Annotated in this window: 18 protein-coding genes; 9 read left to right on the top strand and 9 right to left on the bottom strand. The window is 63.6% G+C overall.

What is annotated here, in order from left to right:
- Positions 1-20: 20 nt before the first annotated feature.
- Positions 21-1634 carry a glutamine-hydrolyzing GMP synthase gene (guaA, locus tag GRI65_RS07160; RefSeq protein WP_160755853.1) on the bottom strand — a complete coding sequence of 538 codons (1614 nt, stop codon included), beginning with the start codon at positions 1632-1634 and terminating at the stop codon, positions 21-23.
- A gap of 520 nt (positions 1635-2154) precedes the next feature.
- Here guaA and gyrB point away from each other — a divergent pair.
- Positions 2155-4776 carry a DNA topoisomerase (ATP-hydrolyzing) subunit B gene (gyrB, locus tag GRI65_RS07165; RefSeq protein ID WP_408609035.1) on the top strand — a complete coding sequence of 874 codons (2622 nt, stop codon included), beginning with the start codon at positions 2155-2157 and terminating at the stop codon, positions 4774-4776.
- Between the two features lie 21 nt (positions 4777-4797).
- Positions 4798-5973 carry a BaiN/RdsA family NAD(P)/FAD-dependent oxidoreductase gene (locus tag GRI65_RS07170; protein ID WP_160755854.1) on the top strand — a complete coding sequence of 392 codons (1176 nt, stop codon included), beginning with the start codon at positions 4798-4800 and terminating at the stop codon, positions 5971-5973.
- On the opposite strand, the gene GRI65_RS07175 is transcribed toward GRI65_RS07170, so the two are convergent.
- A complete protein-coding gene (locus GRI65_RS07175) occupies positions 5970-6575 on the bottom strand; it encodes a 2-hydroxychromene-2-carboxylate isomerase (RefSeq protein ID WP_160755855.1) in 606 nt (201 codons plus the stop codon). The genes GRI65_RS07170 and GRI65_RS07175 overlap by 4 nt on opposite strands.
- A gap of 1 nt (position 6576) precedes the next feature.
- Positions 6577-7317, bottom strand: coding sequence for an SDR family NAD(P)-dependent oxidoreductase (locus tag GRI65_RS07180; RefSeq protein WP_160755856.1), 741 nt, complete (start codon positions 7315-7317; stop codon positions 6577-6579).
- Positions 7318-7430: 113 nt separating this feature from the next.
- Here GRI65_RS07180 and GRI65_RS07185 point away from each other — a divergent pair, with 113 nt between their 5' ends.
- Positions 7431-9170, top strand: a complete 1740-nt coding sequence (locus GRI65_RS07185; RefSeq protein WP_202391217.1) for a bifunctional metallophosphatase/5'-nucleotidase — start codon at positions 7431-7433, stop codon at positions 9168-9170.
- Between the two features lie 6 nt (positions 9171-9176).
- Here the strand turns inward: GRI65_RS07185 and GRI65_RS07190 are convergent, their stop codons facing one another.
- From GRI65_RS07190 to GRI65_RS07205, 4 genes are all read right to left on the bottom strand, one after another.
- Positions 9177-9803, bottom strand: a complete 627-nt coding sequence (locus GRI65_RS07190) for a hypothetical protein (RefSeq protein ID WP_160755857.1) — start codon at positions 9801-9803, stop codon at positions 9177-9179.
- Between the two features lie 124 nt (positions 9804-9927).
- Positions 9928-10725 (bottom strand): DUF1295 domain-containing protein, encoded by a 798-nt coding sequence (locus tag GRI65_RS07195; protein ID WP_160755858.1) that lies wholly within the window; start codon positions 10723-10725, stop codon positions 9928-9930.
- Positions 10718-11353 (bottom strand): lysophospholipid acyltransferase family protein, encoded by a 636-nt coding sequence (locus GRI65_RS07200; RefSeq protein ID WP_160755859.1) that lies wholly within the window; start codon positions 11351-11353, stop codon positions 10718-10720. The genes GRI65_RS07195 and GRI65_RS07200 overlap by 8 nt, the downstream gene beginning before the upstream one ends.
- Before the next feature lie 87 nt (positions 11354-11440).
- On the bottom strand, positions 11441-11959 hold the full coding sequence (locus GRI65_RS07205; RefSeq protein WP_160755860.1) for a DUF2306 domain-containing protein: 519 nt from the start codon (positions 11957-11959) through the stop codon (positions 11441-11443).
- Positions 11960-12126: 167 nt separating this feature from the next.
- Between GRI65_RS07205 and GRI65_RS07210 the strand changes: the two genes are divergently transcribed.
- The 3 genes from GRI65_RS07210 (at position 12127) to GRI65_RS07220 (ending at position 16114) form a co-directional block, all read left to right on the top strand.
- Positions 12127-13728: a sensor histidine kinase gene (locus GRI65_RS07210; RefSeq protein WP_160755861.1), complete on the top strand. Its 1602-nt coding sequence runs from the start codon at positions 12127-12129 to the stop codon at positions 13726-13728.
- 68 nt (positions 13729-13796) lie between these two features.
- Positions 13797-14585 (top strand): ATP-binding cassette domain-containing protein, encoded by a 789-nt coding sequence (locus tag GRI65_RS07215; protein ID WP_160755862.1) that lies wholly within the window; start codon positions 13797-13799, stop codon positions 14583-14585.
- Between the two features lie 26 nt (positions 14586-14611).
- The gene (locus tag GRI65_RS07220) at positions 14612-16114 is read left to right on the top strand and encodes a glycine betaine ABC transporter substrate-binding protein (protein ID WP_160756527.1); all 1503 of its coding nucleotides are present in this window, start codon (positions 14612-14614) and stop codon (positions 16112-16114) included.
- 9 nt (positions 16115-16123) lie between these two features.
- Here GRI65_RS07220 and GRI65_RS07225 read toward each other — a convergent pair whose 3' ends face one another.
- Both GRI65_RS07225 and lgt read right to left on the bottom strand, forming a co-directional pair.
- Complete coding sequence (locus GRI65_RS07225) at positions 16124-17197, bottom strand: class I SAM-dependent methyltransferase (RefSeq protein ID WP_160755863.1); 1074 nt, start codon at positions 17195-17197, stop codon at positions 16124-16126.
- Positions 17194-18093 carry a prolipoprotein diacylglyceryl transferase gene (gene lgt / locus GRI65_RS07230; RefSeq protein ID WP_160755864.1) on the bottom strand — a complete coding sequence of 300 codons (900 nt, stop codon included), beginning with the start codon at positions 18091-18093 and terminating at the stop codon, positions 17194-17196. The genes GRI65_RS07225 and lgt overlap by 4 nt, the downstream gene beginning before the upstream one ends.
- Positions 18094-18281: 188 nt before the next feature.
- On the opposite strand from lgt, the gene GRI65_RS07235 reads away from it, so the two are divergent.
- The 3 genes from GRI65_RS07235 to GRI65_RS07245 all read left to right on the top strand — a co-directional run bounded on the left by GRI65_RS07235 (position 18282) and on the right by GRI65_RS07245 (position 25594).
- Entirely contained in the window at positions 18282-19973 is a 1692-nt protein-coding gene (locus tag GRI65_RS07235; RefSeq protein WP_160755865.1) for a class I adenylate-forming enzyme family protein, read from the top strand.
- A gap of 37 nt (positions 19974-20010) precedes the next feature.
- The gene (locus GRI65_RS07240; RefSeq protein WP_160755866.1) at positions 20011-22770 is read left to right on the top strand and encodes a [protein-PII] uridylyltransferase; all 2760 of its coding nucleotides are present in this window, start codon (positions 20011-20013) and stop codon (positions 22768-22770) included.
- A gap of 103 nt (positions 22771-22873) precedes the next feature.
- Positions 22874-25594, top strand: a complete 2721-nt coding sequence (locus GRI65_RS07245) for a TonB-dependent receptor (protein WP_160755867.1) — start codon at positions 22874-22876, stop codon at positions 25592-25594.
- The last annotated feature ends 23 nt before the right edge of the window (positions 25595-25617 follow it).

Consider the following 25617-nt stretch of genomic DNA (forward strand, 5'->3'; position numbering starts at 1 on the left):
GACGCTGCTGCGTTATTCGGTCACTCCCACTCGATCGTGCCGGGCGGCTTGCTGGTGTAATCGTACACCACGCGGTTGACGCCCTTCACCTCGTTCACGATCCGCGTGGCGCAGCCGGTCAGGAAACTGGCGTCAAAGGGATAGACATCGGCGGTCATCCCGTCGGTACTGGTCACCGCGCGCAGGCCGCAAACGCTGTCATAGGTGCGCGCATCGCCCATCACGCCGACGGTCTTGACCGGCAGCAGCACGGCAAACGCCTGCCAGATCGCATCGTACAGGCCCGCGTTACGGATTTCCTCGAGATAGATCGCGTCCGCCTTGCGCAGGATGTCACAGCGTTCCTTGGTCACTTCGCCGGGGATACGGATCGCCAGGCCGGGTCCGGGGAACGGATGACGCCCGACGAATATTTCGGGCAGGCCGAGTTCCCGCCCCAGTTCGCGCACTTCGTCCTTGAACAATTCGCGCAAAGGTTCGACCAGCTGCATGTTCATGCGTTCGGGCAGGCCGCCGACATTGTGGTGGCTCTTGATCGTCACGCTGGGACCGCCGGTGAACGATACGCTCTCGATCACGTCGGGATAAAGCGTGCCTTGCGCGAGAAAGTCCGCCCCGCCGATAGCTTTGGCTTCCTTCTCGAACAGGTCGATGAAGGCGCCGCCGATAAACTTGCGCTTCTTTTCCGGATCGGTGAGCCCGGCAAGGCCGGTGAGGAACATTTCCTCCGCGTCCACATGGACCAGCGGGATGTTGTAATGGTCGCGGAACAGGGTGACGACCTGCTCGGCCTCGTTCAGCCGCATCAGTCCGTGGTCGACAAAGACGCAGGTGAGCTGTTCGCCGATCGCCTCGTGGATCAGTACCGCGGCAACCGCGCTGTCGACCCCGCCGCTGAGGCCGCAAATAACCTTCCCGTCCCCTACCTGCGCGCGGATTTCCTCGATCTTGGTCTTGCGGAACTCGGCCATGGTCCAGTCGCCCGCCAGCCCGCAGACGTGGCGCACGAAATTGGCCAGCAGCTTCCCGCCGTCGGGGGTGTGGACCACTTCGGGATGGAACTGGGTGCCGTAGAACTTGCGCTCCTCGTCGGCGATTACCGCGAAGGGCGCGCCGTCGCTGATCGCGACGATTTCGAAACCGGGGGCGAATTTGGTCACCTTGTCGCCGTGGCTCATCCACACCTGGTGCCGCTCGCCTTCGGTCCAGAGCCCGTCAAACAGGGCGCATGGCTTGGTGACGGTCAGGAAGGCCCGGCCAAATTCGCCGCCTTCGCCCGTTTCGTGGCCGGGGCGCACTTCGCCGCCGAGCTGGTGCGTCATCACCTGCTGACCGTAACAGATACCGAGGATCGGCACGCCCGCCTCGAACAGCATTTGCGGGGCGCGCGGGCTGCCTTCGTCGGGCACTCCGGCGGGTGAACCGGACAGGATGATGCCTTTGGGTTTCAGCCGGTGGAACGCTTCCTCCGCCATCGTGAACGGGGCGATTTCGGAATAGACGCCGGCTTCGCGCACCCGCCGAGCTATCAACTGGGTCACCTGGCTGCCGAAATCGACGATCAGGATGCTATCGGGCACAGAAGGGTCGGATCGGGCCGAATCGGCGTAAGGAGCGTTGGCGGTGCTGGTCATCGCGCGGGACTAGGATGCACCGCGAGGGCTGGCAAGCGCGCGCGCCCAACGCTGGCCGAGCCTTCCCCAGCCACGAGTGCACCGCATGCACCATGACCGGCTGACTGTTGCAAAAAACTGAACATGTCTGGCAGTTTTCTCATTTGTAAAAAGCCGCGCGTAATATTATTTCAGCGTCATACCGGGTCGGCAGAGTTCTCTCCCTCTCTCCCCTCTGCCGCCCCGGCACACAACAACAGGAGCATTTCGATGCACAAATTAGCATCCCATGTCCTGGCCTTCCTCGCAGCCGTTACGATTAGCGGTGTGATGATCGGCGTACCGATCGCCTGACGATCCGGCGCCTGATCCTAAGTGAAGGCTTAGAGGCGCGGCCCACTCCACCTCCCCCCCCCCGGAGTGGCCGCGCCTCGTTTTTCGTGCATCAGCGTACATTATCCGCAGCCACGGTGCTGCGAACGGTGGAAAAACACCGCTGAACACGGCCAATTCGCTTGGGTAAGGGCCCTCGACGCCCTATATGATGGGCATGAGTGAAACACCCGAAAACCAGCCCGCACCAACTCCTGAAAATGCGGGTTCCGATACAACCGGCGGTCCGCCCGCGAAGGCCCTTCCGAACCAGAACCTGTACGAAGCGGATTCGATCAAGGTCCTCAAGGGCCTCGACGCGGTGCGCAAGCGCCCGGGCATGTATATCGGCGACACCGACGACGGCAGCGGCCTGCACCACATGGTGTTCGAGGTATCCGACAACGCGATCGACGAAGCGCTCGCCGGCCATTGCGACCTGGTGCTGATCGAACTCAACCCCGACGGCTCCGTCTCGGTGGAAGACAACGGTCGCGGTATTCCGGTGGACATGCACAAGGAAGAAGGCATGTCCGCGGCGGAAGTGATCATGACGCAGCTGCACGCAGGCGGTAAATTCGAAAACACTTCTGACGAAAACGCCTACAAGGTGTCCGGCGGCCTCCACGGTGTGGGCGTATCGGTGGTGAACGCCCTGTCCGAATGGCTGGAACTGACCATCTGGCGTGACGGCAAGGAGCACTGGATGCGCTTTGAGCATGGCGACAGTGTCGGCCCGCTGGTGGTCAAGGGCGACGCACCGCCGGCCGACGATGGCGGCAAGCGCAAGGGCACCAGGGTGACCTTCCAGGCCAGTACCGACACCTTCAAGAATGTCCTCGATTTCGATTTCGAGAAGCTCGAACATCGCTACCGCGAGCTCGCGTTCCTCAATTCCGGCGTCCATATCAAGCTGCGCGACAAGCGGCACGAGGAAGTGGTCGAGCACGACCTGTTCTACGAAGGCGGCATCGGTGCGTTCGTAAAATATCTCGACCGCAACAAGGTCGCGCTGATCCCCGAACCGATCGCGATCTCTGCCGAGCGGGATTCCATCGGCATTGAAGTCGCACTCGAATGGAACGACAGCTATTACGAAAACGTCCTGTGTTTCACCAACAACATCCCCCAGCGTGACGGCGGCACCCACCTGGCCGCGTTCCGCGCCGCGCTGACGCGTACGCTCAACAATTACGCCGAACGCACCGGGCTGATGAAGAAGGAAAAGGTCTCGCTGACCGGAGAAGACATGCGTGAAGGCCTGACCGCGATCGTCTCGGTCAAGCTGCCCGATCCCAAATTCGGATCGCAGACCAAGGACAAGCTGGTTTCTTCCGAAGTGCGCCAACCGCTGGAAAGCCTGATGGCGGACAAGATGAGCGATTGGCTGGAGGAAAACCCGGCCCACGCGAAAACCATCGTCCAGAAAATCATCGACGCCGCCGCCGCGCGCGAAGCCGCCAAGAAAGCCCGCGAACTGACCCGCCGCAAGGGCGCGATGGACATCGCCAGCCTGCCCGGCAAGCTGGCCGATTGCCAGGAACGCGATCCGGCGAAAAGCGAGTTGTTCCTGGTCGAGGGCGATTCCGCTGGCGGCAGCGCCAAGCAGGGGCGCGACCGCCATTACCAGGCGATCCTGCCGCTGAAGGGCAAGATCCTCAACGTCGAGCGGGCGCGGTTCGACCGGATCATTTCTTCGAAGGAAGTCGGCACGCTGATCCAGGCGATGGGCACCGGCATCCGCGACGAATTCAACCTAGAAAAACTGCGGTATCACAAGATCGTGATCATGACCGACGCCGATGTCGACGGTGCGCATATCCGCACGCTGCTGCTGACGTTCTTTCACCGCCAGATGCCCGACATCATCCGCTCGGGTCATTTGTTCATCGCGCAGCCGCCTTTGTTCAAGGTCAACAAGGGCCGGAGCGAAGTTTACCTCAAGGATCAGGCCGCGCTCGACCGTTACCTGGTCGAAGGAGGCTTGCAGGGCCGGCTTCTCGAAACCGCTGGCGGCGGCGGCAAGATCTCGCGCGGCGGCGGCGAACTGTCCGGCCTCGTCGATCATGCGCTCCGCATCCGTAATCTGATGGCCTTCGTGCCGCGCAAATACGACCCCGCGCTGATCGAGGCGATGGCGCTCGCGGGCGTCCTCGATCCCGATCTCGACAAGGCCGGGCGCGAAGCCGCGCTCACCAACGCCGCGCGCCGCCTGCAACTGGGCGATCAGGAAGCCAAATGGTCCGCCTCGCTCAAGGATGACGGCGGCGTCCGGTTCGACCGGCTGTGGCGCGGGGTGACCGACGTGCACGAGATCGACGCCGCGTTCCTGACCAGTGCCGAAGCGCGCAAGATGCACAAGATCGCCTCCGAACAAGCCGATGTGTACGAAAACCCGTCGCGGCTGGTGAAAAGCACGGCGACTGATTCGCAGGATGTTGAAACGGACGACAGCGCCCGGGCCGACACTGGCCAAGATGATAGCACCGATGATGCGCCGGTCATTTCCGACGAAGAATCGATCACCCGCCCGACGCAATTGCTGGATGCCGTGTTGGCGGCCGGCCGCAAGGGTCTCGCCATCGCCCGCTACAAGGGGCTGGGCGAGATGAACGCCGACCAATTGTGGGAAACCACGCTGGACCCGGACAACCGCGCATTGCTGCAGGTGAAGGTGGAAGACGCCGACGTGACCGACGAGATTTTCACCCGCCTGATGGGCGACGTGGTAGAACCGCGGCGTGAGTTCATCCAGGACAACGCGCTCAACGTCGCCAATCTCGACACGTAAGCGGATCGGGGCCCAGCGGCCATGACCGAACCCTACGACGCGATCATCCTTGGCGCCGGGGCGGCTGGGCTGATGTGCGCTGCTATAGCGGGTCAACGCGGGCGACGAGTGCTGGTCCTCGAGAAGGCCGAGCAACCAGGCAAGAAAATCCTCATTTCGGGCGGTGGACGGTGTAATTTCACCAACATCAACACCGCGCCCGACCGGTACCTCTCGGCCAATCCGCATTTCGCCAAATCGGCGCTCAGCCGCTACACCGCGCGCGATTTTCTCGCCCTGGTCGAGGCGCACGGCATTGCATGGCATGAAAAGACCCTCGGCCAATTGTTCTGCGACGGGTCATCCAAACAGATCGTCGCCATGCTGCTTGAAGAATGCGCCAAAGGCGGCGCGGAAGTACGCTGCGATGTCGAGGTAACCGCCGTCGACCATGTGGACGGGGTCTTTTCGGTCGCCGCAAACGGGCAGGTCCTGACGGCCAAGGCTGTGGTAATCGCCACCGGCGGGCCGTCTATTCCGAAAATGGGCGCGACCGGATACGCCTATGAACTGGCGCGACAGTTCGGGCTCAAGGTGGTCGAACCGCGCCCGGCGCTGGTGCCGCTCACCCTTGGCGGGGAAGACGTGCTTTTTCGCGATCTTTCCGGCGTTTCTGCCCCGGTCGACGCGATCTGCGGCAAGACGAGTTTCCACGAGGCGGCACTGTTTACGCACAAGGGGCTGTCCGGTCCGGCGATCCTGCAGATATCCTCCTATTGGCGGCCGGGCGACACGGTAAGTATCGACTTCCTGCCCGGCAAGCCCGCCGGATGGCTGCGCGAACTCAAGCGTACTGCCCCGCGCAGTACCCTCCGGACCATTCTCAAGGATGCCTTGCCGGACCGCCTGGCCGTGACTTTGGCCGACCGGCTGGGCCACGAAAGCGACCTTCAGACGCTTTCGGACAAGCTATTGGACGCTGCCGAAGCGCGGCTCGCGCGGTGGCCGTTCTGCCCCAACGGCAGCGAAGGACTGGCCAAGGCGGAAGTGACCTCGGGCGGTATCAGCACGGCCGAATTGTCCTCCAAAACGATGCAGGCGAAGAAAGTCCCCGGCCTGTTCGCGATCGGCGAAGCCGTCGACGTGACCGGCTGGCTGGGCGGGTACAATTTCCAGTGGGCGTGGGCTAGCGGCTGGGCCGCCGCGCAGGAAATCTAGCCGGCTGCCAGCGCTTCCTCGAGCTGCGCCAACCGGTCTTTCCCGAAATACATCTCGCCGCCGACGAAGAAGGTCGGGACCCCGAACGCTCCGCGCTCGACAGCCTCGGCGGTGCTATCCGCCAGCCGCTGTTTCACGTCCGGCGACTGGATTTTTTCCAACAGGTCCTGCGGATCGAACGGGGAGGCCGCGAGCAGCGCGGTGACCGCGTCGGGATCGGTCACGTCGGCGCCCTGTTCCCACACCTGCGGCAACAGGAAGTCGATGAATTCCACAGCCCTCCCCATATCCTTCGCCGCGACCAGCATCCTTTGGAGTTGGACCGAATTGAACGGAAAATGCGGGTTCATGCGGAATTTGTCGAAGCCGTGGCGGGCGATGAACCGCTCCATTTCCAGCATTGCATAGGCGTTCTTCCCCTTCACCCCGGCGTCGCGGATGAAAGGCGGCGCGTTGCCGGTCAGCTTGTGCATTCCGCCCAGAAACACCGGCGTGATGACGATTTCGGCACCGTGCTTCGCGGCAATTTCCTTGAGCGGATAATACGCCAGATAGGCGTTGGGGCTGACGAAATCGAACAGGAATTCCACGGCTGCGGGCATGTCAGAAAGTCTCCGTCCAGGGTCGCAGGTCAAGTTCATGGGTCCATGCGGATCGCGGCTGCCGCCACAGGGCGACATAGCTTTGCGCGATATCATCCGGGCTGAGGATCCGGTCTTCAGCGGAGCGTTCCGCGACATCGGCGAAGTTTTCACGGGCGAATTTGCCATCGACCAGCCCGTCGATCACGGTGTGCACTACATGGACACCCTCCGGAGCCAGTTCCCGCGCCATGCTCTGCGCGAGAGCCCGAAGTCCGTGCTTGGCGCTGGCGAAGGCGGCAAAGCCCGCGCTGCCGCGTACCGAAGCGGTCGCGCCGGTGAAGATGATCGTGCCGCAGCCGCGCGGAACCATCACCCGCGCTGCCTCCCGCCCGGTCAGGAAGCCCGCGAAGGTTGCCATCTCCCACACCTTGCGGAAGACCCTTGCCGTGGTGTCACGGATCGAGAACCGGACATTGGCTCCGATGTTGAAAATCACCACCTCGAGCGGTCCGATGTCGGCTTCGATGCGGTCGATCAGTGCGGCCACTTCCGCCTCGTCTCGCGCATCGACCCCGAACGCGTGGGCGGTGCCGCCCGTGCCGCGAACTTCCTCCGCCAGTGTCTCGAGTTCGGGCAGGTTTCGTGCACGGCGCGCGAGGCAGACGGTCAGCCCTTCCGCGGCGAAGGCGCGCGCGAGCCCGGAACCAAGTCCGATCCCCGCGCCCATGATCAGGCAAGTACGCTGCGTTCCGTCCGGCATTCCCGATTTCCCCGCCTTGTTTCGAAATGGAACCTAGCAACTTTTGCCATCCAAGTAATGCGGCATTCGATCAGACTTTCTTATGTCGCATGCGGCCGCTAAGGCTTCGCGGCATGATCACCCGCCTTTTTGCCGCAGCGCTCGCCGCCATCACTCTGTCCGCCTGCGCGACGATTCCAGAAACCCCCGCCGCGCCCGAACCGGTCACACTCAGGATCATCGGGCTCAACGATTTTCACGGCAATATCGAACCGATCCGGCGGCCGATCCGGGTGATGGACGATGCCGGCGAACTGCAGGAAGTGCCCGCTGCCGGGGCCGCCTATCTGGCGAGCGCGGTGGCGAAATACCGCGCGCAGGACGAACACAGCCTGGTGGTGGCGGCAGGCGACCTGATCGGCGCGAGCCCCCTGGCTTCGTCCATTTTCCTCGACGAACCGGCAATCGGCGCGATGAACCGTATCGGGCTCGGCTTCAACGCGGTCGGCAACCACGAATTCGACCGCGGATGGCGGGAACTGCTACGGCTGCAGGAAGGGGGCTGCGCCAAATACTCGCTGCGCGATCCATGCCAGGTCGAAAGCGAATTTCCCGGCGCCGAGTTCGGCTTTCTTGCAGCGAATGTGATCACCGAGGACGGCAGCACGCTGTTCCCGCCTTACGGCATCAAGCGGTTCGGTACCGGCGATGCGGAAATCGCAGTCGGCATTATCGGCCTGACCACCGTCGAAACGCCCTCGCTGGTGACCCCGTCCGGCGTGGACGGGCTGACCTTTGCCGACGAAGCGGACACGATCAATGCGCTGGTGCCCGAGCTGGTCGAACAGGGCGTCGACGTGATCGTGGTGTCGATCCATCAGGGCCTCTACACCAAGGTCGGCTATAACGACAAAAGCTGCGGCGGCGTTTCGGGCGCGTTGCTGCAGATACTCGGGCGGGTCGATCCGAGGGTCGACCTGGTGATTTCGGGCCATACCCACAACGCCTATGTGTGCGATTATTCGGCGATCGACCCGAGCCGCAAATTCCTCGTCACCAGCGCCGGATACGGCGGTTCGATGCTGACCGATATTGCCGTGACCGTAAACACTGCCGCGGGCGAAGTGATCGCGATCGAAGCTGACAACATCGTCGTCCAGAGTGAGGTCCGCGGGCCTGACGGGGCGCTGGCACCGGCCAACCCGGCGTTCGAGGTGTTTCCCGCCAATGCCGAGGTCGCCGCCTATGTCGGGCGCTATGTCGAGGCATCCAGAGAGGCAGCCGACCGGAAAGTGGGTGTCATCAGCGGTTCTGCCCGTAAGCCCGGCCCCGCCACCGAAGAAACCCGGCTGGGCAATCTGATCGCCGACGCCCAGCTCGCAGCAACCCGCAGCGCCGGAGCGCAGATCGCGCTGATGAACAATTCGGGCATCCGTGCGGCGCTTGATCCGGTGGACGGAACCACGGTCAGTTACGGAGATATCTATTCCATCCAACCCTTCGGCAATCTGCTGATCACGCGCAGTTACACCGGCGCGCAGCTGCTTGCGCTGCTCGAGCAGCAGTTCGACGGAGAGAGCTTCCTCCAGGCGTTTTCGCCGTCGGAAGGTTTCGCCATGACCTATGATCTTCGCCAACCTCCGGGCGATCGGATCGTATCGGCAACACTCGGCGGAAAGCCGATCGATCCCGCCGCCACTTACCGCGTGACGATGAACAGTTTCCTGGCCGCCGGGGGCGACAGTTTCACCGTGTTTACCGAGGGCTCGGACAGCGTCACCGGCCCTGTCGATCTTGATGCCATGGAGGAATATCTGCGCGCGGTGCCGGTGCGCGAATTGCCCGATACCGGGCGAATTACCGAGATCAAATAGGTCGGCTCAGGCGATCCTCAGCTTCGACACTCCGGCAGCGCCGCCGGCGGTAGCGGACAGACCGGCGAAGATGGTATCGACGATGCGGGCCAGCTTGTCTTCGCTCAGACGGTCGGGGATCATGATCAGGAACATCGGCTGGACATAGGTCACCAGCATCTGGTTGATCAGCGACAGCGAGTGGTTGATCGTCAGGCCCGCGAAATACCCGTCGGCCTGCGCCTGCGCGATAATCTCGCTGAGGTAATGATCACCCAGATCGACATAGCTGCGAACTTCGTCCCAGTGCCTGTCACCAAGTTCGACAAACAGCGCGAAATTGGCCGGATCACGCTGGAACTGCGCGCGCAGGTAATCGAAGCGGCGGGCGAAGAATTCATACATCTTGCGGTTGGGCGGAAGGTCGGCGGCGAGCACGTCCTCCATGATCGCGACCAATGGGCGGAACCAGCGTTCTACCAGCGCTGCGGCCAGGTCGGCTTCCTCGGGAAACACCTGGTCGATCTTGGCGCGGGTGACCTGCGTATCGGCAGCGAGGATCGCCTTGGAGATGTCCCCGCCGCGCCGGGCGATGGCCTGCATCGCCAATTCGACGAGTTGTTCGCGTTGGTCGTTCAGATCGCTGTCGTACATGTCCGCTTCCGTCCGCTCCGGCATGGATCCGCATCTGGCGTATTCATCCCCGCCGCGTGAAGCGATTTTACGCCAAGTGCCCCCATGTGTCGACGAACTTCAACACGGCGGCGCGACGGCGCGGCTATGCCCGCTTTTTCGGCGGCATCGGCACGAAGCCGGATGTCCGTTCGATATAATCGGCATATCCGGGGCGGCGTTTCTTCATGCCGCCTTCGAGCAGCGGCGCCCCCGACCAGCGGGTCAGCGTGAACGTCAGGAAGATCGGCCCGGCGACCGTCCACAGGGCCACATCCCATCCAGTCGAGGCCGCTGCGAGCCAGATGCCCCACCAGACGCAGGCGTCACCGAAATAATTCGGGTGCCGGGTGTAGCGCCACAGGCCGCGGTCCATCACCTCGCCCTTGTTAGAGGGGTCCGCCTTGAAGCGGGACAGCTGCCAATCGCCGACCACTTCGAATACCATGCCCAAGCACCACAGCGCGAAGCCGGCCCATACCAGCCATGATATCGGCAGATCCTGTCCGCTGCGCAGGATACCGGCCTGCGCGGGGCTCGACACGAGGAACAGCAGCACCGCCTGCCCGAGCCAGATCTTGGTCAACGCGGCGAAGGCGAAACGTTCTTTCTCGCGGTCCTTCCGCAAGATTTTCGCGTACCGCTGGTCCTCGCCCTCAGCCCGCCAGCGGCGGAACAAATGGATGCCGAGCCGGAAACCCCACACCGCCGTCATCGCCAGCAGCAGTACCGAAAGCCGGCCGGGATCCGGCAACTGCGAGAAACTGGTGATGGCCATGATCGCCATGCCCGCTCCCCAGAAGCCATCGATGAAGGACACGTCGCCGATCCGCACCGATACCAGCCACAAGGCCAGTACCAACGCCAGCAGGATGCCCGCATTTACCAGCAGTGCGTCAAGCATCACGCGCCTCCACCAAGGCCGCTGCCTGCGCTTCAAGCACCTTGTAGCGGTCATAATCCGGCAGCCGTGACCGCATGAACGCGGCGATCTGCGATAGGTCCGCCGCGTAGTCCCCGGTCGGCATGATCGGCGGGCCGAACCCGAGGATCTTTCGCCTGTTGCACACCCACGAGGGGACGATGGGTACCCCGCTCGCCATCGCGATATGGTAAAACCCCGACCGCCATTCCCCTTTGGACGAACGGGTACCCTCTGCCGCGATCACCAGCGCCAGCGTGTCGCGCGCGGCGAATTCGGCAGCGACCTGGGCAACGTAATTGGCGCTTTTCGAACGGTCGACCGGGATGCCGCCCATATCCAGCATGAACCTGGCCATCGGCCACCGGAACAGCGTGTTCTTGCCCATGAAATTGGGCTGGACGCCTTGCTCTGCGGTTGCTCCGACGAAGAACACGAAGTCCCAGTTCGACGAATGCGGCGCGCCGGCGATGACATATTTGGGGATCCCCGGAAGGTTGCCGTCGAGCTTCCAGCCTTTCAAACGGTACAGCCACAGGATAATCTGGCGCACGCCGCGCGATAGCAGGCTGGGAACCCGGGTGCCGCGCGGGTGCGGGATCGATGCCATCAGATTCACCCCGTCCCCCGCTGCGATCGTTGCGCAGCTATGCCCCCGAACGCGAAAAATGCCGCGATCCGCTGTCTGGCTAAACCATCAATTCCCCGCCGTCAAAGCGATCAGCCATTGGCCCATCACCCGGTCGAACTGGAAGGTGAAAAATCCGGCGATCATCAAGGCGCCCAGCACGATCCCCCGAACTTCGCGGCGATGACCGATGGGGTCATGCGCGCGGGCGTTGCGGACGAGCTTGTAACAGACCCACAGGGTCAGCACCGACAGCAGATGGATGAAACTGAAAGTCCCGTCGTTGATCTGGCGGATCGAGAACGACATCAGCGCGGTGGTGACCATGCTGACCAGCCAGACATAGCCCAGCGTCCGGTGCAGCCGGTCCCCGCGGAACCGCAGCAGCATGACCGGCGTCAGAGCAAGGGCAATGATGATCGTTACGAGGTGAAACCAGACGTTCGCCGGCAACATCGACCATTCGCCCCGCCCTCCGGCCAACGCCCCGAGGACAGCGGCAAGCAACGCCGCGGAAAGCACGGCGAGTACCACGTCGAACCATGTCGGCGCGAGCGCATGCGGCATTGGCCTGGCGGTTGTGTTCATCAGTTCTGCCCCCCTGACCGCGATCCTATCTCCCGCACAATCGGGGTCAAGCTGCTTCGGGAACTTCCCAACAGGGCGCGACTACAACTGTTTGCGAAATTTTGGTTCCCCAAGTAGTGAATTCCGTCGAATAGACCCCTCCCGAGCATGAAAGCGCGCCGAAAAAAGTGCCTCAACGATTCAAACCCGAAAGCGGGTCGTCAGCGACCCTGGTCGGCGCGTTGCCCGATACCGAGGCAGCCGAGGCCGCGCGCGCGCAAATCCTGGCCTCCCACGGCCTCGATGCGCTGCAGGATGATCCGGAAATCAACGCGATAGTCCATTTCGCTGCCGAACTCTGCAACACGCCGCTGTCCACTGTCACCGTCGTCGACGGGGAACGGCAGTGGTTCCTCGCCCGTGAAGGCACCGAGGAACGTGAAACCCACCGTTCAACCTCGTTCTGTGCGCATTCGATGAAAGGCACCGCGCCCCTCGTCGTGCCTGACGCGACGAAAGACCCGCGCTTTGCCGATTTCTCGCTGGTAACCGGGCCGGAAAATATCCGCTTCTACGCCGGGGCTCCGCTGCACGCCGAGGACGGCACCCCGATCGGCGCACTGTGCGTCATCGACACCGTTGCCCGCCCGGAGGGCCTCACGCCGTTCCAGCTGAAAGGCCTGGAAACGCTGGCGCAATCGGTTACCTGCCGGATGCGGCACAACCGCGAGCGCCGAGAAGCGGAAAGCAAGCTGGAGACCAGCCGGGTTCGCCTCCGCACGATTCTCGACAGCCTGACGCAGATCGCGTGGTCGGCCGACGCGAACGGCCAGTTCGATTATTTTAACGCCAGCTGGAAAGAAGTGACCGGCGCCGAGCCGCCCCAGACCGCAATCGAATGGGGCGCGTTCATCCATCCCGACGATTTCGACACGGCGCTTTCCGAATTCCTCGAGTGTGTCAGGACGGCCACCCCTTACGAGGGCAGATACCGCCTGAGGCAGCGCGACGGAAGCTATCGGTGGGCGCTCGCACGGGCGCGGCCGATGTCCTCCAAGGTCACCTCCCGGTTGCGCTGGGCCGGGACGGTCACGGATGTCGACGACGCGTACCGGCATTCGGAAAACAACAAGCTGCTGGCGCTGGAATTGTCCCACCGGATCAAAAACATCTTCGCGGTGGTTTCCGGGCTTATCTCGCTGACCTCCCGCACCCGGCCCGAAGCCGACGTGTTTGCCGAAGAGCTGAACAGCAAGATCCGCGCGTTGGGGCGCGCGCATGATTTCGTGCGTCCCGTCGATAACGAAATGGGCGACAGTCTCCACGGGCTGCTCGAGATATTGCTGAAGCCCTATGCCGAAGGAAGTTCCGGGCGCGTCACCGTGCGCGGCGACGGGGTAACGATCGGGGTCCAATCGGCCACGCCTCTGGCGCTGGTGTTCCACGAATTCGCCACCAACGCGGCAAAATACGGTGCCTTGTCGGTGCCCGAAGGCAGGGTCGCGGTGACCGTGAGCCACACCGAAGGCAGCGCCGCAGGTGGTTACCCGGCGAGCGAAGAAAGCAGCGGTGAGAACGGCATCGAGAGCGGCGGCTCGGCGATCATCGAATGGCAGGAGATCGGCGGGCCGTTGCCAGTATCGGGCAGCCCGGCGGACCCCGAGCATCAGGGCTTCGGCACCAGGCTGGTGGAAATGACCGTAACCAGCCAACTTCGCGGGAAGCTGGAGCGCGAAATGCGGCCCGAAGGTTTCATGGCGCGGCTCACCCTGCCGCTATCGGTGCTGTAGATACCCGCGCTTCCGGTCCTGATGGCAGGCTTTGACCTCGCCAGGCCGAGGCCATAGAGCGGGCACCGATGGACCAGCCTGCATCCCCGACGCCGACCGGCCCGCACCTGCGTTTTGAAAATGTCTCCCGAAGTTTCGCCGGCGTGGTCGCGGTTGCGGCCACCGATTGCGCCATCGCGCAGGGCAGTTTCGTAGCGCTGGTCGGGGCGTCGGGGTCGGGCAAGTCGACGCTGCTGAAAATGGTCAACAGGCTGGGAGATCCGGACCAGGGGCGGGTAATTTTCGAAGGCCGCGACGTGCGCGATGCCCCGCCAGCCGCATTGCGCCGCCGGCTGGGTTATGTGTTCCAGGGCGTCGGCCTGTTCCCGCATATGACCGTGGCGGAAAATATCGGCATCGGCCCGCGTCTTGCTGGCAAACGGGCGAGCGCGGAGCGGATTGCCGAACTGCTGGAACTGGTCGAACTGGAGCCGGAATATGCCGTCCGCATGCCGCATGAACTCTCGGGCGGCCAGCGTCAGCGGATTGGCGTGGCGCGGGCGCTGGCAGGAAATCCGCACCTGCTGCTGATGGACGAACCCTTCGGCGCGCTCGACCCCGTGACGCGCGACGGACTGGGCAAGCGGGTGCGCCTGCTGCACGAGCGGCTCGGCCTGACCACGATAATGGTAACGCATGACATGGCGGAAGCGTTGCTGCTGGCCGACCGGGTGCTGGTGATGGACGGCGGCCGGATCGTGGCGGACGAACCGCCGCAGGCGTTGCTGGCCGGTGCGGGCGGCGATATTGCGCAGGGGCTGGTGGCCGTACCGCGCGAACAGGCCGCCGCCCTTGCCCGGCTGGACGCTGCACGGTGAGCGATATCCTGACCCATCTGGCCGGAATGGGGGACAAATTGTCCGCCCATGTCCTGCTCGCCGCCGCCGCGCTGGCGCTGGGGATCATCACCGCGCTGCCGCTCGCGGTGTGGGCCAGCCGCTCGCCGCCGGTGTCGCGGATCGCGCTGGGTTTCGCCAGCCTGGTCCAGACCATCCCCGCGCTGGCGTTGCTGGCATTGTTCTTCCCGGTCCTGCTCAGCCTGCGCAGTGTCTTCGGCGAGGGGCTACCGACCCTCGGCTTCCTGCCCGCGCTGCTGGCGCTGGCGCTCTACGCCCTGCTGCCGATCCTGCGCAACGCGGTGACGGCGCGCGAACACATGGCGGGCGGCGTGCTGGAGGCCGCGGACGGCGTGGGCATGACCCGGTGGCAGAAACTGCGGCTGGTGGAGGCACCGCTCGCCGCGCCGTACATCATGGCGGGGATCCGGACCGCCGCAGTTTGGACCATCGGCGCGGCCACGCTATCGACAACGATCGGCCAGCCCAGCCTCGGCGATCCGATCTTCGCGGGATTGCAGACCCAGAACTGGGCGCTGGTGTTGGCTGGATGCATCGCCTCGGCCGGCCTTGCGATGGTTGCTGACGCGCTGCTCGGCGCGGTCGAGCGCGGGTTTGCCCGGCGCAAGCGCTGGCTGGTGTGGAGCGGTATTGCACTGGCGCTGGCGGGAGTCGCCGCCGCCGGAATTGCCCAGCGGCCAACCACCGGCGATACCATCGTGATCGGCGCCAAGAATTTCTCCGAGCAATATATCCTCGCCCGGCTGATCGGCCAGAGGCTGGAAAGTGCGGGCTATTCGGTCGAATACCGCGACGGGCTGGGGTCGGCGGTGGTGCACCAGGCGCTGACCAGCGGGGGGATCGACATCTCGGTCGATTACACCGGCACCCTATGGACCAACCAGCTCGGCCGGAGCGACAATCCGGGCCGCGAAGCGATGTATGACGAATTGGTCCGGTGGGAACGGGAAAGCACTGGCACCCTCGTCCTGGGGCAGCTCGGTTTTGAAAATGCCTACGCCCTGGCCATGCGCGAAGACCGCGCGGCGGCATTGGGTATCGAGACGCTTGGCGACCTGGCCCGGGCGGCTCCGCGCCTGACGATCGGCGGCGATGTCGAGTTTTTCGAACGTCCGGAATGGATTGCGGTGCGCAGCGCGTATGGACTGGACTTCGACCGGCAGCGCAACTTCACCAGCACCTTCCTGTACGACGCCCTCACGGGCGGCGAAGCGGATGTCATTTCCGCCTATACGTCCGACGGGCGGGTGGCTGCCGACCGGCTGCGGATCATCGAGGATACCAAGGGCGCGTTCCCGTCCTACGATGCGCTGGTGCTGATTTCTCCCGACGCGGCCAAGGACGCCCGGCTGGTGGCCGCGCTGGAACCGCTGGTCGGCGCGATTTCCGTCGAGGCAATGCGCGAAGCGAACCTCTCGGTTGACCGGCTGGAGGACAAGCGGTCCCCGGCGCAGGCTGCCCGGACACTGGCGGACAAGATCGGCTTTTAGGTTACGCCGCTAATCCGCCGGGAAACCGGACCCGCCCGGCCAGCCCGGCCCGGCGAGGCCCATTACCTTGAACAGCATGCCCATCTCCTCGTCCGCGACCAGCCGCTGCTTGTCCTGCTGTAGCTGTGCGGCAAGGTGAGGGGCCGCCCGGGAAAGCGCTTCGGCGCGCATGTCGATGCCGAGACCGGTCAGCCATTTGCCCTGCGGCACCGTGCCGAGTAACCGGACATCATGCGTACGGGCGATGCTGTCGAGGGTGTCAAAATCGACGTGCGCGGTCAGGTCCGCAGCGCCCGGCGCGTCCAGCGGATCGACCTTCCTGTGCCCGCGTACCGCCTGCAAGGTCGATCCGGAGCGACGCTGCGCATGGCCGTAATCGATCAGCAGCGCTGCCCCGCCCTGCGCCGCCAGCCGCGCGGCAATTTCATGCATGACGGCCGCCGCCGCGGGGCAGGTTTCGATCAGAGTCCCCTCCGCGGCGTCCTGCCATTCGGGCGGGACCGCAGCATCCATCGGCTGGTCTCCGGCAACGAATGCCAGCCTATCCTCGTGCAGCCCGACCATCCGTTCGCGCCAGCCGTGCGCCGTGCGGACCAGCTGCCGGATCGGCAGTGCATCGAGAAACTCGTTCGCCACCAGCAGTAACGGCCCGTCCGCCGGCACGCCGGTCAGGTCGCCGTGGAAGGTCACCGGCCCCAGCGCGGCCCGCTGGATTTCGCGCAGGACGGGCGACCCCTCGACCAGATGGACCGACGGTTCCAACCCGTACCGCCCGGCACTGCGCAGAGCGTCCTTCGCCAGCGTGCCGCGCCCGGGACCGAGTTCGACATAGTGGACCGGTTGCGGGCGGCCGGCGGCGATCCACATATCCGCCAGCCACAACCCGATCAGCTCGCCGAACATCTGGCTGATCTCGGGCGCGGTGACGAAATCGCCGTCCGCCCCCAGCGGATCCTTGCCCGCGTAATAGCTCGCGTTGCTTTCCCCCATGAAGCGGGACAGCGAAATCGGACCGTGGGTGCGGATCAGCCGGCGGAACATCTCCGCATGGTCGCCGCCGGGTTCGTCGGGGCTCAACTTCATGCGGGAGCGGGATCACCCTTCGTGCCGCTGGCGAGCGGCCGGCGGATCAGCGCGCGCGCCATCACCGCAATGCCCAGCACGATCAGCGGAATGGTCAGCCACTGGCCCATCGACAAGCCGGTCTCGCGCGCGAAGTCGGCCAGTTGCGCATCGGGTTCGCGGAAGAATTCGGACACGAAGCGTCCGATGGAAACTCCGGTGGTGAACATCCCCACCATCAGCCCCGGGCGGTACCGCGCCCGGGTACGCCAGAAAGCGTAGAGCAGGATCACGACGAGGATCGCACCTTCCAGTGCCGCCTGGTAAAGCTGCGAGGGATGCCGGGCCAGAGGGCCGGCGCCGGGGAACACCATCGCCCACGGCACGTCGCTGGGAACGGTGATCACCCGGCCCCACAATTCCCCGTTCACGAAATTGGCGAGCCGGCCGAGCATCATGCCCACCGGAACGTTGACCGCGATGTAATCGCACACCCGCAGGAAGCTCAATTGGCCGCGCCAGCTGACGAAAGCGATCGCTGCCAACACGCCCATTAGCCCGCCGTGGAAACTCATTCCGCCGTCCCACAGCCGCAGCAACCGGTAGGATACGAACCCATCGCCTTCGAAACTGGTGAACAGCGCCGGATCGTAGAACATCGCGTAACCGAGCCGACCGCCGAGGATGATCCCCAGCGTACAGTAAAAGAACAGGTCGTCCGCATGGCGCTGGGCCATCGGCGCGCCGGGTTCGCGGAGCATCTTCGACAGGTGCCAATAGGCGAACAGTAGCCCGCCCAGATAGGCGAGCGAATAATAGCGCAGGGTGAAGGACCCGATTTCAATGCCGGGTTTCAGCCCGAGTTCCGCCCATTGGATCGGATCGGATGCAGCGGCAGATGCCAGTAGTGACAGCAAGAAGCTTACCCCTTAAGTAACCAGAAGCCGCATGGATATCCCGCATCGCCGGATCCCCAGCGGCTTTTGGCATAGCCCGGCGGGAGGTTAAACCCTTTGCCGCGAACATTCGGGCTCATATGGATTGACCAGCGCGAATTCGCCGGAACAAGGCGGACCGCATAATCGGGATTGGGAGATACTACTAGATGGCAACGGAACTGGATCAGGCACTGAACGCCATAATGGACGCATTGGTGCAACCAGGGCAGCCCTTTGAAACGGTACCTCACGAGCGTTCGGGCCAGCAAATGCCGGCGTTCAAGAACGCGCCGCCGAGCCTGGCGCATTATTTCGCGCATTATTGCCACGAACACGCCGACGTGCCGTTCCTGGTCGATGGCGACGTCCGCCTGACCTTCGGCGAAACCTACGCCGCGGCGCAAGCGGTCGCTGCCGGACTGGTTTCTCGCCACGGGGTGAAGACCGGTGACCGCGTCGGCATCGCCGCGCGCAATTCGGCCAACTGGATCATTTCCTACATGGGCATCGTGATGGCGGGCGGCTGCGCGACCTTGCTCAACGGTTTCTGGACCGGTGACGAACTGGCGTTCGGTGTCCGCATTGCCGAATGCAGCCTGGTGCTGGCTGACCAGGCGCGCGCGGACCGGCTGGCAGGAACCGACCATTCCGCCGAACTGGTGATCATCGATCATGGCGGTTCGCCATCGGCCGGCCTTGCCAATATCTGGGCCGAACCGGGTTCTGCCGCCCTGCCCGACCTGGGGCCGGACGATGTCGCGACCATCCTCTACACCTCCGGTTCCACCGGCTATCCCAAGGGCGCGTGGTCCGACCATCTTGGCGTGGTATCCGGCACCATGAGCTATGTCGCGCAGTCCGCGATGGCTTCGCTGCTGCTGACCAAGCAGGGCAATCCGCCGGTCGGCCAGCCCTGCGCGCTGGTCGCGGTACCGCTGTTCCACGTGACCGGCGAAGTACCGTTGTTCCTGCAAAGCTACGCCATCGGCCGCAAATTGGTGCTGATGCCCAAGTGGAACGCGCGCGAAGCCATGCGCCTGATCGAAGCGGAAAAGGTCAGCTATTTCGTCGGCGTGCCGCTGATGAGCTACGAAATGGCGACCCATCCCGACCGCGGCGACTATGATCTTTCAACCTGCAAGAGCTTCGCCGCCGGCGGTGCGCCGCGCCCGGTCGACCATGTGGCGAAGATCCGCGATTCGTTTCCCGACGGCTTCCCGCTGCTGGGGTACGGCCTGACCGAAACCAACGCAGTCGGCTGCGGCAATTTCAACGAGAACTACCTCGCCAAGCCCGGCAGCACGGGCAAGGCCAGCCGCCCGCTGGTAGATCTTGCGATCCTCGACGATGACGGCGAGAAACTGGACCAGGGCCAGGTCGGCGAAGTCTGCCTGCGCACCATCGCCAACTTCCGCGGCTACTGGAAAAACGACGCGGCGACCAAGGCGGCCTTCACCAAGGATGGCTATTTCCGCACCGGGGACCTCGGCTATGTCGACGAGGACGGCTATCTGTTCATCGTCGACCGCAAGAAGGACATCATCATCCGCGGCGGGGAGAATATCTCCTGCATCGAAGTCGAACAGGCGATTTACGCCCACCCTGACGTGGCGGAATGTTCGGTGTTCGGCCTGCCCGACGAGCGGTTCGGCGAAATTGTCGGCGCGACCTATATGGTGCGCGAAGGCGCGGCGCTGACACCGGACGAACTCTGCGCCTTTCTCGACGGCAAGCTTGCACCTTTCAAGCTTCCTGCCCACCTATGGGAAGCGGATGAGCCGCTGCCCAAGCTGGGCACCCAGAAGATCGACAAGAAGACCCTGCGCGAACAATACGCCGCCGCAATGGGTGCAGGTTGATCCAAACCCTTGACGCCGCGGGGAATCTATTGAGCTTGTGAACCAGGTAAGGATCCCCAACCAGCGCGCGATTATCGACCGGCGGGCAATCGGTGCCGCGATCGCGGAACTGGTCGCGCGCGATGGCGCCGGGGCGAGGCCGGAAATCGTGGCCCTGCTGCGCGGCGCGCTGGATGACGGGCGGGCCGAAGTGGCGCGCCGGCTGGAAGAAAAGCCGTCCGCGGGGCACGAATGCTGCGCAGGCCAGGCATTCCTTGTCGACCAGCTGGTCCGTCTGATCCACGATCACGTGGTCCGCGATGTCTATCCCTCCGGCAACCGGTCGACCGGCGAACGGCTGAGCATCATGGCAGTGGGCGGTTACGGCCGCGCCGAAATGGCCCCCCATTCCGACGTCGATATCGCGTTTTTCACCCCCACCCGGCGTGCGCCGTGGTGTGAACAGGTAATCGAGGCGATCCTCTATTTCCTGTGGGACCTGGGCCTGAAGGTGGGTCATTCCAGCCGCACGCCCGACGATATGGTGCGGATGGCGAAGGAAGACCTTTCGATCCGCACGTCGCTGCTGGAAGGGCGCTTCCTGTGGGGTGACAATGATCTCTACGACGAATCCCGCAAGCGCTTCTTCGCCGAAGTGGTGGCCGGGACCGAGCGCAAATTCCTGTCCGAGAAGCTGGAAGAACGCAACGCACGGCACAAGCGGATGGGCGACAGCCGCTATGTCGTCGAGCCCAATGTGAAAGACGGCAAGGGCGGCCTGCGCGACCTGCAGACGCTCTACTGGATCGGCAAATACATCCACAAGGTCAGGAGCGGGGCGGACCTGGTCGAAGCGGGCTTGCTGACCCGGCTGGAATACCGTTCGTTCCGCCGTGCAGAAACCTTCATGCTGGCGGTGCGCTGCCACTTGCACATGATCACCGGCCGCGCGGAAGACCGGCTGACCTTCGATCTGCAGCGCCAGGTAGCGCAGCGGATGAACTTCGCCGACCGTCCGGGCAAGAGCGCGGTGGAACGGTTCATGCAGCTCTATTTTCTGCAAGCGAAACGGGTCGGCAGCCTGACCGGGGTGTTCCTCGACCATATCGACCAGCAATTCGCGCAGCGTCGTTCCCGGCGCGGCCTGCTGGCCGGGTTCACCACCCGCCCTCGCTGGGTCAAGGGATACCGGGTCAACGGCGGGAAGATCGAAGCCCCGACCGACGACTGGTTTGCGAAAGATCCCGCCCGGCTGATCGAAGTGTTCCAGATCGCCGAAGCCGAAGGGCTGGAAGTGCACCCCGCGACCATGCGGCAGGCCGACCGCGATTCCGGCCTGATCACTTCGGCCGTTCGCAAGGACCCGCGGGCCAACGCGCTGTTCCTCGACCTGCTGACGGGCAGGAACGACCCGGAAAAAGTCCTGCGATGGTTCAACGAAACGGGCGTTTTCGGCAAGTTCGTACCCGATTTCGGGCGCGTCAACGCGCAGATGCAGTTCGACATGTACCACCATTACACCGTCGACGAACACACCATCCGTGCAATCGGCTTGCTCAGCCGGATCGAACGCGGCGAGCTGGTCGAAGACCATCCCCGCGCATCCCGGCTGATCCACCAGGTCGCCTCGCGCCGGGCAGCCTATGTCGCGGTCCTGCTGCACGATATCGCCAAGGGCCGGGGCGGTGATCATTCGGTGCTGGGCGCCGAAGTGGCCGAGGAACTGTGCCCCCGTTTCGGGCTGGACCAGGGCGAGACCGACCTCGTCGCATGGCTGGTCCGCTATCACCTGCTGATGAGCGCAACCGCCTTCAAGCGGGACCTGACGGACCCGCAGACGATCGAGAATTTCGTCGCCGAAGTGCAGAGCGTCGAGCGGCTGCGCCACCTGATGATGCTGACCGCGGTGGATATCCGCGCGGTCGGGCCGGGCGTCTGGAACAGCTGGAAACGGCAGTTGCTGGGCGAGCTATCGGATGCGGCGCAGGAACGGCTGCGGCTTGGCCACATGCCCCATCGGCGCAAGGAACGGGTCGCTTACAAAAAGGAAACCGTTGCGGGCCTGATGGGCGAAAATTCGCACATGATCGACGATTTCGGCAAGCTGTTCGGCGATGCCTACTGGATTGCGGAACCCGAAGAAATCATCGCCCGCAACCTGGTCCAGTTTTCCGTCGCCCGAAGCCGCGAAGAAGAACTGTCGATCCACTGCGAGTATGACGAAGGACGCGGCGCGACGCTGGTCACGATCATCGCGTCGGATCATCCCGGCCTGTTCTACCGGATCGCGGGCGGTATCCACCTTGCCGGCGCGAACATCATCGACGCGCGTATCCATACGACCCGGAGCGGCTGGGCGGTCGACAATTTCCTGATCCAGGACCCGCTCGGAAAACCATTCCGCGAACCCGGCCAGATCGACCGTATCAAGCGGTCGATTTCCGACGCGCTCGCGAACCGGATCGAACTGGTGCCGCGGCTTGCCAAACGCCCGCTCCCGCATTCGCGCGCGCGCACTTTCGACGTTCGCCCGCGGGTGCTGTTCGACAACGAAGCCTCCAACCGGTTCACCGTCATCGAAGTGAACGCGCGCGACCGTCCGGCCCTGCTCAACCGCCTCGCCCGGTCGCTTTTCGAATTCCAGCTTGTGGTATATTCGGCACACATCACGTCGTATGGTGAGCGCGCGGCAGATAATTTCTATGTAACCGACCTTCTTGGGAATAAAATAACCAGCGCCGAAAGATTGCGGTCTATCGAGGGTGCTTTGCTCGATGCGGCCAGTGACGAACGGCAAGCAGAACTCGAAGAAGCATGACTGTTGGATGCAACAACGTGGGTCTTGATTAAAAACTGGTGTTGCGCAATGTTCATGCAATAAATGGGCAATCAATAATAATAATGTTTGGGAGAGCATGATCATGAAATTCGCTTTGCGGGCAACTACGTCCCTTGTTTGTGTGTCCATTGCTTCGATGGCGGCGATGCCGGCCTTCGCGCAGGAGCAACCGGCTCCTGAACAGCAGGATTTTGACGATTCCTCGATCATTGTCGTGACCGCGCAGGGCCGCGAGCAGCAATTGTCGGACGTTCCGGTGGCCATTTCCGCCGTTTCTGGTGACCTGCTCGAGAAATCGGGTGCCAACGACATTCGCGAACTGAACCAAGTCGCTCCCTCGCTGCTGGTGTCCTCCACCGGGAACGAAGCCAACGGTTCGGCCCGTATCCGCGGGATCGGCACCGTCGGGGACAATCCTGGCCTCGAAAGTTCGGTCGCGGTCTTCGTTGACGGTGTCTACCGTTCGCGCAGCGGCAACGCGCTTAGCGAACTGGGTCCGATCGACCGGATCGAAATTCTCCGCGGCCCGCAGGGCACGCTTGGCGGGCGTAACGCGTCTGCCGGTCTGATCAGCATCTACACCGCCAAGCCGGAGTTCGATTTCGGCGGTTACGGCGCGTTCAGCTACGGCAATTACGACGCGATCCGTGCCGAAGGCGGCCTCACCGGTCCGGTGACCGAAACCATCGCCGCCCGGGTCGATGCAGTCTATTTCAAGCGCGACGGGTTCTACAACGACGTCACCAACGATACCAAGGTGAACAATCGCGACCGTTACCTGGTCCGCGGCCAGTTGCTGTTCGAACCGAACGACGCGCTCGATGCCCGGCTGACGCTCGATTATTCCAAGAAAGACGAAGCCTGCTGCGCCGCCGTGTTCGTGCAGCCCGGTTTTGCTCCGCTGGCGCGCGTCTCGCCCGGGCTAGATTCTTTCGCCCGCCCGCTGCCCGGCAGTCCGGCGCTGACCAGCACCCAGAACCCGATCATCCCGGTCCTGCTGGCGCTCGGCCAGAACCCGAATGCGCTGACGCAGGACACGTTCAATTACGACATCTATTCGACCCCCGGCCGTTCCTACGAGGGCGAGACCGAGGATTACGGTGCCGCCTTCGAAGTGAATTACGATTTCGGGAACGTCTCCCTGACGTCGATCACCGGATACCGCGAATATTCCAACAACCAGGGTTCGGACACCGATTACACGACGGTGGACATTCTCTACCGCGAGCCGGGCAGGGATGCCGGCGCACGGGCGTTCGAAACCTTCACCCAGGAACTCCGTCTCCAGGGCACGGCGTTCGATGACCGGCTCGATTGGCTGGTTGGCGGCTTCTTCGCCAACGAAGACCTGACCGTGCGGGACAATCTGCGGTTCGGCACCCAGTACGGGGCCTTTGCCCCCTGCCGGATCGTCAACGCCGTCAACCCCGCCCTGGCATCACCGCTGAGCACCGGCTGCCTCAGCGCAGGTGGGCGCGCAGTCCTCCAGGCCGCCAATGGCGGTGCCGGCGCGTTCGGCGCGGCAACCCCGCTGATCTTCGCTGGCCTCGATACGCTGGCGCAGGTCAACGATGTTGGCGGCACGGGCGATATCTACGAGCAGAACAGCAAGAACTTCGCGTTCTTCACGCACAACATCTTCCACATCACCAACACGCTCGATCTGACGCTCGGCCTTCGTTACACTAACGAAACCAAGGATTTCGACGCATCATTCGGCAATGACAACATCTACTGCCCGCAGAACCGGGCGCTGTTGTCCGGCCTGCTTGGCGTGCCGACCCTCGCCGGCCTTGCTGGCGGGCTTATCTCCCTGTCCTGCCAGGGCAACTCGACTTCCGAGATCAACGGCCTGTCGCTCAGCGACAGCCGCAAAGAAGATGCGTTTTCGGGCACGGCGGTCCTGTCGTGGCAGCCGACCCCCGACCTGCTGCTCTACAGCAGCTATTCGCGCGGCTACAAGGCGGGCGGGTTCAACCTCGACCGTTCGGCGCTGAGCAATCCGGTCGCCGGAAATCCGGCAGTGGTCGGCACGACAGCGAACCTGCAATTCGACCAGGAAGAAGTTGACGCCTATGAAATCGGCGCCAAGTTCACCGCTCCGGGCTTCTCGCTCAGCGGCGCGATCTACCGCCAGGAATTCAGCAATTTCCAGCTGAACACCTTCAACGGTTCGGTCTTCCTGGTGCAGAACGTCAACGCCTGCGGCACCGATCTGGGCGGAGCGGATACCGATGCGAGCGCCGTGACCGGTACTTGCGCGCCCGATGACGTCAAACCGGGTGTGGTCGCGCAAGGGGTTGAACTCGAAGCATCGCTCAGCCCGGTTCCCGACCTGACCATGACCATGGGCATCACCTACACCGACACCAGCTATGAAGACGATCTGATCGGCCGCGACACCGGTTCGCCGCTCGATCCGGCCCTTCGCCTGCTGCCGGGTGACAATCTGTCGAACGCGCCGGAATGGGTCGGCACGACCTCGTTCAGCTACACTCCCGAACTGGGCAGCAGCGGCCTGTCGGGACTGTTCTTCGTCAACGCCCGCATGACCGGCGATTACAACACCGGTTCGGACCTCCTCTACGGCAAGGAACAGGACGGCTTCTTCCTCGTGAACGCCCGCATCGGCATCCGCGGACCGGATGAAGCCTGGGCGATCGAAGGCTGGGCACAGAACCTGTTCGACAAGGGCTACACGCAGGTTGCGTTCAACACGCCGTTCGTCGCTTCGCAGCAGGTCTACTCGGCATTCCTCGCCGAGCCGCGCACCTACGGCGTGACTGTTCGCGGCAAGTTCTAGGTCTTAGATTCGAAGAAAAGGGG

The organism is Allopontixanthobacter sediminis (genome assembly GCF_009828115.1).
GTDB classification, from domain to species: domain Bacteria; phylum Pseudomonadota; class Alphaproteobacteria; order Sphingomonadales; family Sphingomonadaceae; genus Allopontixanthobacter; species Allopontixanthobacter sediminis.